Genomic DNA, 11,585 nt, shown 5'->3' with positions numbered 1-11,585 from the left:
ATGAGCTATCAACCACTTTTACTTAACTTTGAGGAAGCAGCAGAGCTTCGTAAAGAACTTGGCAAGGATAGCCTTTTAGGTAACGCACTGACTCGCGATATTAAACAAACTGACGCTTACATGGCGGAAGTTGGCATTGAAGTTCCAGGTCACGGTGAAGGCGGCGGCTACGAACATAACCGTCATAAGCAAAACTACATTCACATGGATCTAGCGGGTCGTTTGTTCCTTATCACTGAGGAAACAAAGTACCGTGATTACATCGTTGATATGTTAACTGCGTACGCGACGGTGTACCCAACACTTGAAAGTAACGTAAGCCGTGACTCTAACCCTCCGGGTAAGCTGTTCCACCAAACGTTGAACGAGAACATGTGGATGCTTTACGCTTCTTGTGCGTACAGCTGTATTTACCACACCATTTCTGAAGAGCAAAAGCGTCTGATCGAAGACGATCTTCTTAAGCAAATGATCGAAATGTTCGTTGTGACTTACGCACACGACTTCGATATCGTACACAACCACGGCTTATGGGCTGTGGCAGCGGTAGGTATCTGTGGTTACGCAATCAACGATCAAGAGTCAGTAGACAAAGCGCTTTACGGCCTGAAACTAGACAAAGTAAGCGGTGGTTTCTTAGCGCAACTTGACCAACTGTTCTCGCCAGACGGCTACTACATGGAAGGTCCTTACTACCACCGTTTCTCACTACGTCCAATCTACTTGTTCGCAGAAGCGATTGAACGTCGTCAGCCAGATCTTGGTATTTACGAATTTAACGATTCAGTGATCAAGACAACGTCTTACGCGGTATTTAAAACGGCATTCCCAGACGGTACATTGCCAGCTCTGAACGATTCATCGAAGACGATTTCTATTAACGATGAAGGCGTTATTATGGCAACGTCTGTGTGTTACCACCGCTATGAGCAGACTGAAACTTTACTTGGTATGGCTAATCACCAACAAGATGTTTGGGTCCATGCTTCAGGTAAAACGCTATCTGACGCTGTCAATGCAGCAGACGACATCAAAGCATTCAACTGGGGTAGCCTGTTTGTAACGGACGGCCCTGAAGGCGAAAAAGGCGGCGTAAGCATTCTTCGTCACCGTGACGAACAAGACGACGACACGATGGCGTTGATTTGGTTTGGTCAACACGGCAGCGATCACCAATACCACTCTGCACTAGACCATGGTCACTACGATGGGCTACACCTAAGCGTATTCAACCGTGGCCACGAAGTGCTGCACGATTACGGCTTCGGTCGCTGGGTAAACGTTGAGCCTAAGTTTGGCGGTCGTTACATCCCAGAGAACAAGTCTTACTGTAAGCAGACAGTTGCTCACAACACAGTAACGGTTGATCAGAAAACACAGAACAACTTCGATACGGCATTGGCTGAATCTAAGTTTGGTCAGAAGCACTTCTTCGTAGCAGACGACCAGTCTCTGCAAGGTATGAGCGGCACAATTTCTGAGTACTACACCGGCGTAGACATGCAACGCAGCGTGATTCTTGCTGAACTTCCTGAGTTCGAGAAGCCACTAGTTATAGATGTATACCGCATCGAAGCTGACGCTGAACACCAGTACGACCTACCCGTTCACCACTCGGGTCAAATCATCCGTACTGACTTCGACTACAACATCGAAAGCACGCTGAAGCCGCTAGGTGAAGACAACGGTTACCAGCACTTATGGAACGTTGCTTCAGGCAAAGTGAACCAAGAGGGCTCTCTGGTGAGCTGGCTACATGACAGCAGCTACTACAGCCTAGTAACCAGCGCGAATGCGGGCAGTGAAGTAATCTTTGCTCGCACTGGTGCTAACGATCCAGACTTTAACCTTAAGAGTGAGCCTGCGCTTATCTTACGTCAGTCTGGTCAAAACCACGTGTTTGCTTCTGTACTAGAAACGCATGGTTACTTTAACGAGTCAATCGAAGCCTCTGTAGGCGCTCGTGGTCTGGTTAAATCAGTGTCTGTTGTGGGCCATAACAGTGTCGGGACTGTTGTTCGCATTCAGACTACTTCTGGTAACACTTACCACTACGGTATTTCAAACCAAGCTGAAGACACGCAGCAAGCAACTCACACTGTTGAGTTCGCGGGTGAGACATACTCGTGGGAAGGGTCATTTGCTCAACTGTAAATGATCAACACACATACCGTTTAACGATGGTGTGTGCTGATGTGGTGCTTTGCGGGAACGAAGCGCCATATCATGTTCGATTGTAAGGGTGTTCGCATCTAAGTAACTGAACGAAATTAATGTCGATGACAAAGAATATCGGAAATAAGTCAAACCGAGTAACTCGTTGTGAGTTGCTCGGTTTTTTTATGCGTGTAGGAAAGAGGCTGATGTAATTTGGGAAGGGGATCTCATTTAATAATCTCTGGCGGTTAATGAATTGCGCTTCTAAAGGTGTACCTTTTTTCCATGGTTTTTCGAGGCTGTGCTGGTGGTTTTCATACCGATACAGAGAGGGTTAGTTTTGAGTACGGATTTATGAGTGATTTAAGATAACGTTTCTCACAGGATGTTTTTTAAATCTCTGATTATAAAAATTTGCAGGTTGTGATTCGTTTGGATTTTACTCAATTGGCTGTAGGTTGAAATACTGTTATAGTGGTCCTTAAATAATACATAAACATAACATATAAAATAAGTGAACTTATGGTTACCACTTTTAATTCAATTTCGGGCTCGAAGCGCAGCCTGCACGTGCAAGTAGCGCGTGAAATCGCTCGTGGAATCTTGTCTGGCGAACTGCCACAAGGTTCTATTATTCCTGGTGAAATGGCGTTGTGTGAACAGTTTGGTATCAGCCGAACGGCACTTCGTGAAGCAGTTAAACTATTGACCTCTAAAGGTCTGTTAGAATCCCGCCCGAAAATCGGTACTCGTGTAGTGGATCGCGCATACTGGAACTTTCTTGATCCTCAACTGATTGAATGGATGGATGGTCTAACCGACATAGACCAATTCTGTTCTCAGTTTTTAGGCCTTCGCCGTGCGATTGAACCTGAAGCGTGTGCATTAGCTGCAAAATTTGCGACTGCAGAGCAACGTATCGAGCTTTCAGAGATCTTCCAGAAGATGGTTGAAGTGGATGATGCAGAAGTGTTTGACCAAGAACGTTGGACAGACATCGATACTCGTTTCCATAGCTTGATCTTTAATGCGACAGGTAACGATTTCTACCTGCCATTCGGCAATATTCTGACGACCATGTTCGTTAACTTCATCGTGCACTCTTCTGAAGAGGGCAGCACATGTATCAATGAACACCGTAGAATCTATGAAGCAATCATGGCTGGTGATAGTGATAAGGCACGAGTTGTTTCTGCGGCACACTTGCAGGATGCCAACCACCGTTTGGCGACGGCGTAATAGAAATAATCTAGAGCGTAGATGAGTCACTTCATATAGAAATGAACAGCATTACGCTCAGATAAACGACTTAAAAGGGTATGCCAAGTGCATACTTTTTTGTTGTCTACCGTTTACGAAAATTGGCTGCTTTCATGTATGAAAAAAGCCAGAGACTGTTGTCTCTGGCTTTGAGTTCTTTGAATATTATAGCTTAAACAAGTGGCTAATCATGATGTTCGTAAGTTTGCTTTTGTTTCTGCTTTTTCTTCATTTTTAACGTTGAATAAACCGAGAATACAGCTAACACGATAAACGCGAGAGCAATAGGGCGCTCATAAAGGAAAGACCAACTGCCATCGTACATCAGCAGTGATTTCCTAAGGTTTGTTTCTGCCATTGGCCCTAAGATGATCGCAAGCAGAATTGGTGAAGACGGAATATCCAATTTAGTTAAGATAAAGCCCAACAGACCGAAACCGATCGCAATACCCACATCAAACATCGAGTTGTTAATCGCGTAAGCACCAACGATCGACAAGAAGACAATAATTGGGATCATAATGATCTTGGGTACTTCAATGATGCGGCAGAAGAAACGAATACCAAGTAAACCAATCACTAACATCACAAGGTTAGCAACCAACATCGAGCTAAATACGCCATAAACCACTTCTGGGTTTTGGGCAAACAGTAGAGGCCCAGGTGTTAAACCTTGAACAATGAGTGCGCCTAAAAGAACCGCTGCCACAGCATCCCCCGGAACGCCAAGTGTTAACAATGGAACCAACGAACCACCCGTTACACCGTTGTTTCCAGATTCGGCCGCTGCTAGACCTCGTACTGATCCTTTACCAAACTCTTCGGGGTTTTTCGATGAACGTTTTGCTTCGTTGTAACAAACGAATGCTGAAATATCAGCACCTGCACCCGGTACAGAGCCGATGGTTGTTCCCATCAAACCACTTTTTATTGCGGTTGGTAGCATTTCTTTAAGGTCGCCTTTGCTCAACAGTTTATGGTCAAACTTCGGCGCGACGACTTTCTTCTCAGAGAACAGTTTTTCTAACTGGTTTAATGCTTCAGATAGAGCGAACAGACCAATCAAAACAGGGATGACATTGATTCCGCTATAGAGATCCATGATGTCAAAAGTAAACCTTGGCACACTGCTGATTGGGTCGAGCCCAACGGTCGATACCAATAGTCCAATCGTACCCGCAAGTAACCCTTTAAAGATGTTGTTCGAAGAAACGCTCGCAATGATAGTTAAACCAAACAGAGCAAGTGCGAAGTACTCTGGTGCATTAAAACGCAGTGCAAAGGTCGCCAGTTTAGGTGCAATTGCAATAAGGACGATAGTACTGAGTAACCCGCCAATAAATGAAGCAACAGCCGAAATACTTAATGCTCTTGCTGCTTGCCCTCTAACAGCCATGGTGTGGCCGTCGAGTACACTTGCTGCAGACGCTGGTGTCCCCGGTGTTTTAAGCAGTATTGCGGCAATTGAACCACCGTAAATGCCACCAATGTATACACCAATTAACATCACGAGGGCTGACGTCGGTTCCATGCCAAAGGTAAACGGAAGGAGAATCGCAACGCCCATCGTCGCCGTTAGACCGGGTAGTGCGCCTAAAATTACGCCGCCCAGTACACCAAAAACAAGGACAGGTAGCACTGCAAAACTCACAGCGGTTGCGAGACCATCGATTAGATATTCAAACATTATGACCTCCTATGACCAGGTTGCTTCAGGAAGCGCGATGTAGAACACCTCGCCAAACAAATAGTAAACCGCAAACACAAAGACAACGGCGACAACGTAGTAGATTGGCTTCTTAACTTTGAAGTAAACGAGGTAGAACATAAAGGCAATCAAACTCGCGTAAAGGTAGCCAACCACACTGATGAGTAATGCGTATCCAATAAGAAAGGCCACGCCGAAGATCGACATCTTGCTTATCATCGCTTCTTGTTGTTCTGGAACACCTTTGAGTTTGTGCTGAACGATGAGAACAATACAGATAGCAATTTGAGCAATCACAATCATCATCGGGAAGAATTTTGCATCAACACTTGCATCTTGATACATCGGACGATCAAACTGAGTAATCAACGCGAGTGCTATTGCGCTTAGTATGATGATTATGGAAGGGAAAACGACATTCCGATTTAAGTTGGCGTTAGACATAGAATTTACCCCTAAAAAGTAAAGCAAGGGAAAGGTACATACCGATAAAAAAGGCACAACTGATCGTTGTGCCTCTGGATGAATGTTATTGAATTAGTTCAGTAAGCGATTTTGTATCTTCGGAAACGAACGTAGTGAAGGCTTTATCGTCAAGGTTGTGGATAGTCATTGCGCCTTTTGCCATGAAAGACTTGAACTCTTCACTTGCCATTGCTTCATCAAATACCGCACCTAGTTTCTCGATTACTGCATCCGGCGTATCTTTTGGAGCGCCGATACCACGCCATGTTCCTGTTACTACATCAATACCTTGCTCTTTCAAAGTAGGAACATCGGGAATGTACTGAATACGTTCTTCAGACATGACACCTAATGCTTTTAGTTGGCCTGAACGAAGTTGAGCGATAGCTTCACCCGGTGTCACCATGGTTACGTCTGTGTGGTGGCCCAGTACTGCAGGAATCGCTTCAGATGCACCGTTATAAGGGATAGCGTTGAGTTTAATATCTTGGTCTTTTTCAAGAGACATTAAGTAGAAGTTTGGCGCAGCGGTTGAAGCAAATTTCACGCTACCAGGTTTTTCTTTGGCTTCTTTAATCAGATCATTAATGGTGTTGTATGGGCTATCTGCTGCAACTAATACGACCGCTGGGTCGAGGTTTACTAAGCGAATGAGTCTAAAATCGTCTGCGGTATGGCGCATCAAACCCATTTGAGGAAGCGAAGCGATTTCACGTGTTACTACTGTTAATGTGTAACCATCCGCACGCTGCTGGGCACCAAAGCTCATACCTACGGCACCCGCACCACCCGTACGGTTCATGATTGAAATGTTTTGTCCTAAAATGTCTTTCGCACTATTTGCAAGGGTACGGCCAACGGCATCTGTACCGCCGCCCGCGCCAAATGGGACAACTAAGCGAATGTTTTTGCTCGGGTAGTCTGCTGCAATCGACGTTGCAGAAACAAGTATGCCAGCTGCCAGCATGATGGATTTCAATAATTTACTCATAGTAAGTTCCTTCTGTTTCTAATTATTAGCGATATGTTTTTGTAGGGTTTTCTGCTTTTTCTGTTTGGTATTCGTGCATTGCTAGCTGTTCAATAGTTACCGCTATCCAGCCACTGATCAGCATGTCATACCATTGTTGTACGCCACTGCAGGCAACAACCACGTTTCCGTAAACAAACGAACCATAAAACAGTAAGTCTTCGTCACGTAATGAAGATGGGTGTTGGGAATGAAGTGTTAGATTGCTTGTCGATTCTCGCCATGCTTGCTGAGCTTTCTTACGAGCAAGGTGATCAAACTTGATAGTCCAGTTATCAGGGGTTCCTAAAGACTCTTCATAAAGAATGGCGTCTTCGAAAGAGGCTTCCCAAGGTTTGAGATGTGGATTCATAACGACAATATGCAGTTCTTTTCTATTGGTTCTTTCAAACAGTTTGTCGATAGAGGGTTTAACGATATCGATAGCGTCTTGAGTGATATCTTTCATTGAGCGCATGCCACATGTCCTTATGTCTGGTTAGGTATATAGAATATTGTATGACAATTTTTCTTCAATTGATGAAGCTCTGGAAGTCGCTTTCGATCACAAGTAGAAGTCTCCTAAATAGACTTCAGTCTTGTTTTAACCATGATGTTAAGAAATTAGTGTGATGTTGGTCTTTTTTAGGCGTGATATGAATAGGTGTCGTTTCAGTTCGATTGCGGCTGATTATCAGAATGTGAATGTCAGTGCTTATTGGCGTGACTGTGTGAACTAATTTGCCGTGGAAAGTTGAGCGTAGCAATCGGATATTGGATTAAATTATCGGATAGATATGAACACCTTAGATAATTTATGCTTTAAAATTTTAGAGTCGGGTCTTTGACATTTTACGTGACAATATGCGTTTGTTTTCGTGACGGATTCTTAAAGTCGATAGTAGTAAAATTAAGTGAACTTGTCGGTTTTCATGATTGGATTTTTCTTACATCAATTCTACTAAGTGCCATTTTAATTAATTAATTTAAGGTGTTGAATTTTAATGAGTATTAAGTTTTTGAGGAAGATTGATTTACAAAGGTAAGGTAGGGCTTAACGTTGAGTTTGTTATTCAGTTGCACGCATGTTTGTCGTTCCGTTACTTGTTAACCAACTAAATTTAATAGGTGGAACTACGTATCCTATATAGATCAATATCGGTTTTTCATTAGGTAATCAAGTTGCCATTTGATTGGTTTATTACCAATGTGAAGCGTACCTCTTTATCATTATTTACAATATAAGTCGCGGTCTGCTAAGTATCCAATTCCGCCCAATTATTATAATAAGAGAAGTAATAATTGGGGCCTATTTCCGCAACTTAAGCTCTCAATCACCCTGGTTATAGGTGATATGCAAGGTATCTAGAGGGATGTATATTTGATAGCGATCACTTGTATGATGAATGATTTTACAGATATATAGATCGCGGTCACTTATTTGGAGTATTGTACCACAAATGATTTCGCTGTTTACCTATAGTCCGTGTAACAAATTACAACGGACAAAGGATACACGATGGAACTCAACACGATTATTGTCGGCATTTATTTCCTATTCTTGATCGCGATAGGTTGGATGTTTAGAACATTTACAAGTACGACTAGTGACTACTTCCGCGGGGGCGGTAACATGTTGTGGTGGATGGTTGGTGCAACCGCTTTTATGACTCAGTTTAGTGCATGGACATTCACCGGTGCGGCAGGTAAAGCGTATAACGATGGTTTTGCTGTAGCGGTCATCTTCGTAGCCAACGCATTTGGTTACTTCATGAACTACGCATATTTCGCGCCGAAATTCCGTCAACTTCGCGTTGTTACTGTAATTGAAGCGATTCGTATGCGTTTTGGTGCAACCAACGAACAAGTATTCACTTGGTCTTCAATGCCGAACTCAGTGGTATCTGCGGGTGTGTGGTTAAACGCATTAGCAATCATTGCTTCCGGTATCTTCGGTTTCGACATGAACATGACTATCTGGGTGACTGGCCTAGTGGTATTGGCAATGTCGGTTACAGGTGGTTCATGGGCGGTAATCGCATCTGACTTCATGCAGATGGTTATTATCATGGCGGTAACGGTAACTTGTGCGGTTGTAGCGGTTGTTCAAGGTGGCGGTGTTGGTGAGATTGTTAACAACTTCCCAGTACAAGATGGTGGTTCGTTCCTTTGGGGCAACAATATCAACTACCTAAGCATCTTTACGATTTGGGCATTCTTCATCTTCGTTAAGCAGTTCTCTATTACTAACAACATGCTTAACTCTTACCGTTACCTAGCGGCTAAAGACTCAAAGAACGCTAAGAAAGCTGCACTGCTTGCTTGTGTGTTGATGTTGTGTGGTGTGTTTATTTGGTTCATGCCTTCTTGGTTCATTGCAGGCCAAGGTGTTGATTTATCAGCGGCTTACCCGAATGCAGGTAAAAAAGCGGGTGACTTTGCTTACCTATACTTCGTACAAGAGTACATGCCAGCAGGTATGGTTGGTCTATTAGTTGCCGCGATGTTTGCAGCGACAATGTCTTCAATGGATTCTGGTCTAAACCGTAACTCAGGTATCTTCGTTAAGAACTTCTACGAAACAATCGTTCGTAAAGGTCAAGCATCTGAGAAAGAGTTAGTAACCGTATCTAAAATTACTTCAGCGGTATTTGGCTTCGCTATTATCCTTATCGCACAGTTCATCAACTCGCTTAAAGGTTTGAGCCTGTTTGATACGATGATGTACGTAGGTGCGTTAATCGGTTTCCCTATGACTATTCCTGCATTCCTTGGTTTCTTTATTAAGAAGACTCCGGATTGGGCTGGTTGGGGTACGCTAGTTGTTGGTGGTATCGTATCTTATGTGGTTGGTTTTGTTATCGACGCAGAGATGGTAGCAGCGGTGTTTGGTCTTGATACTCTAACAGGACGTGAATGGTCTGATGTTAAAGTTGCGATTGGTCTCATTGCTCACATCACGCTAACCGGTGGCTTCTTCGTACTATCTACAATGTTTTACAAGCCTCTATCAAAAGAACGTCAAGCGGATGTTGATAAGTTCTTTGGCAACTTAGAAACACCATTAGTCGCTGAATCGGCAGAGCAAAAAGTGTTGGATAACAAACAACGTCAAATGCTTGGTAAACTGATTGCGGTAGCGGGTGTTGGGATCATGCTGATGGCTCTTCTGACTAACCCAATGTGGGGGCGTTTAGTCTTCATCCTATGTGGTGTGATAGTGGGTGGTGTCGGTATTCTACTTGTGAAAGCGGTCGATGACGGCGGCAAGCAAGCTAAAGTTGTAACTGAAAGCTAATACATAGCGAAAATTTAGATAGAATGCGACGACTCGAAAGGGTGTCGCATTTTTGTTTTACAGATTTTAATCTTTATCAGCAAATGCTCATGACATTAGCTTTCAAGTGAGAAAGTAATCTATGCCGCGATAGAGAGTAGAAAAATATTCTAGATGGGATGAGCAGCTTAGTTGGCCTGCCACATTGTAGGAAATTATCAGCTAAGCCTTGAGCCTTTATCTAAGCTTTTGCTTATGAAGCAGGGCATAGGCAGCAAGAGCAAGACTTTTCCACCCAAGCAAAATTAATTTAAACGTAACTGCGTAACGAATCTGTTGTGACTATTAATAGTATGACATATAGCGCTTGTTATTTTACCGATGAACGGTTTTTAACCCATCATAGAGTTTGGGGAAATATAAAACGTGGCTGTATTCTCTCTTAAAGTGAACCCCCGTCACAACTTGCATCGAACCTTCGAATCAATACCCTAAAACTATTGCGTAACGAGAAAGACGTAGTTATTATAATAGGCATATAATCATACAATACTATATTTGGAGTTTGAACATGACTAAACCTGTAATCGGTTTCATTGGCCTAGGTCTTATGGGCGGCAACATGGTTGAAAACCTACAAAAGCGTGGCTACCACGTAAACGTAATGGATCTAAGCGCTGAAGCCGTTGCTCGCGTTACAGATCGCGGCAATGCGACTGCATTCACTTCTGCTAAAGAACTAGCTGCAGCAAGTGACATCGTTGAGTTTTGTCTTACAACTTCTGCTGTTGTTGAAAAAATTGTTTACGGCGACGACGGCGTTCTAGCGGGCATCAAAGAAGGCGCAGTACTAGTAGACTTCGGTACTTCTATCCCTGCTTCTACTAAGAAGATCGGCGCAGCTCTTGCTGAGAAAGGCGCAGGCATGATCGACGCTCCTCTAGGCCGTACACCTGCACACGCTAAAGATGGTCTTCTGAACATCATGGCTGCTGGCGACATGGAAACTTTCAACAAAGTTAAACCTGTTCTTGAAGAGCAAGGCGAAAACGTATTCCACCTAGGTGCTCTAGGTTCAGGTCACGTGACTAAGCTTGTAAACAACTTCATGGGTATGACAACTGTTGCGACTATGTCTCAAGCTTTCGCTGTTGCTCAACGCGCTGGTGTTGATGGGCAACAACTGTTTGATATCATGTCTGCAGGTCCATCTAACTCTCCGTTCATGCAATTCTGTAAGTTCTACGCTGTAGATGGCGAAGAGAAGTTAGGTTTCTCTGTTGCTAACGCTAACAAAGACCTTGGTTACTTCCTTGCACTTTGTGAAGAGCTAGGTACTGAGTCTCTAATCGCTCAAGGTACTGCAACAAGCCTACAAGCTGCTGTTGATGCTGGCATGGGTAACAACGATGTACCAGTAATCTTCGACTACTTCGCTAAACTAGAGAAGTAATCGACGTACGACCTCGCTAGGGTATTGCCTGTCTGTTAGGCGGCGATACCTCAGCGAGGTTCGTTTTTTATCTACACAAAGTCTTATCTACAAGCCCGTCTCATCCAAATTCCGATTTATCTGCAATTCCGCTTTATCAAAAGTTCCCTGTTTGCTCCCACGGCTTCACTCTTTCTCGCAAAGTCCGTTATCATCAGCTCTACTCTTCTAGCTCTACCTTTTTGCTTCTGTCTGTTCTGCCTGAGTTAAACTCTAC

At 43.7% G+C, this 11,585-nt stretch carries 8 protein-coding genes; 4 read left to right on the top strand and 4 right to left on the bottom strand.

Going from position 1 to position 11,585, the window contains the following annotated elements; all coding sequences use genetic code 11:
* Together ACED60_RS18920 and ACED60_RS18915 are read left to right on the top strand one after the other, a co-directional pair.
* Positions 1-2,154: a heparinase II/III family protein gene (locus ACED60_RS18920; protein ID WP_009846520.1), complete on the top strand. Its 2,154-nt coding sequence runs from the start codon at positions 1-3 to the stop codon at positions 2,152-2,154.
* 525 nt (positions 2,155-2,679) lie between these two features.
* Positions 2,680-3,396, top strand: coding sequence for a FadR/GntR family transcriptional regulator (locus ACED60_RS18915; RefSeq protein ID WP_371728212.1), 717 nt, complete (start codon positions 2,680-2,682; stop codon positions 3,394-3,396).
* A gap of 205 nt (positions 3,397-3,601) precedes the next feature.
* Here the strand turns inward: ACED60_RS18915 and ACED60_RS18910 are convergent, their stop codons facing one another.
* From ACED60_RS18910 to ACED60_RS18895, 4 genes are all read right to left on the bottom strand, one after another.
* On the bottom strand, positions 3,602-5,104 hold the full coding sequence (locus ACED60_RS18910) for a tripartite tricarboxylate transporter permease (RefSeq protein ID WP_371728211.1): 1,503 nt from the start codon (positions 5,102-5,104) through the stop codon (positions 3,602-3,604).
* 9 nt (positions 5,105-5,113) lie between these two features.
* Positions 5,114-5,569, bottom strand: a complete 456-nt coding sequence (locus tag ACED60_RS18905) for a tripartite tricarboxylate transporter TctB family protein (RefSeq protein ID WP_029222392.1) — start codon at positions 5,567-5,569, stop codon at positions 5,114-5,116.
* 85 nt (positions 5,570-5,654) lie between these two features.
* Complete coding sequence (locus ACED60_RS18900) at positions 5,655-6,581, bottom strand: tripartite tricarboxylate transporter substrate binding protein (protein ID WP_102257330.1); 927 nt, start codon at positions 6,579-6,581, stop codon at positions 5,655-5,657.
* Positions 6,582-6,606: 25 nt separating this feature from the next.
* The gene (locus ACED60_RS18895) at positions 6,607-7,077 is read right to left on the bottom strand and encodes a hypothetical protein (protein ID WP_017077171.1); all 471 of its coding nucleotides are present in this window, start codon (positions 7,075-7,077) and stop codon (positions 6,607-6,609) included.
* A gap of 1,041 nt (positions 7,078-8,118) precedes the next feature.
* Between ACED60_RS18895 and ACED60_RS18890 the strand changes: the two genes are divergently transcribed.
* Positions 8,119-9,897, top strand: a complete 1,779-nt coding sequence (locus ACED60_RS18890; RefSeq protein WP_102437334.1) for a transporter — start codon at positions 8,119-8,121, stop codon at positions 9,895-9,897.
* A 550-nt stretch (positions 9,898-10,447) separates the two neighbouring features.
* Positions 10,448-11,329, top strand: a complete 882-nt coding sequence (locus ACED60_RS18885) for an NAD(P)-dependent oxidoreductase (RefSeq protein ID WP_102257328.1) — start codon at positions 10,448-10,450, stop codon at positions 11,327-11,329.
* The last annotated feature ends 256 nt before the right edge of the window (positions 11,330-11,585 follow it).

The organism is Vibrio sp. 1F279, assembly GCF_041439815.1.
Lineage (GTDB): Bacteria > Pseudomonadota > Gammaproteobacteria > Enterobacterales > Vibrionaceae > Vibrio > Vibrio tasmaniensis_A.
This window is presented reverse-complemented; position numbering and strand designations above follow the sequence as displayed.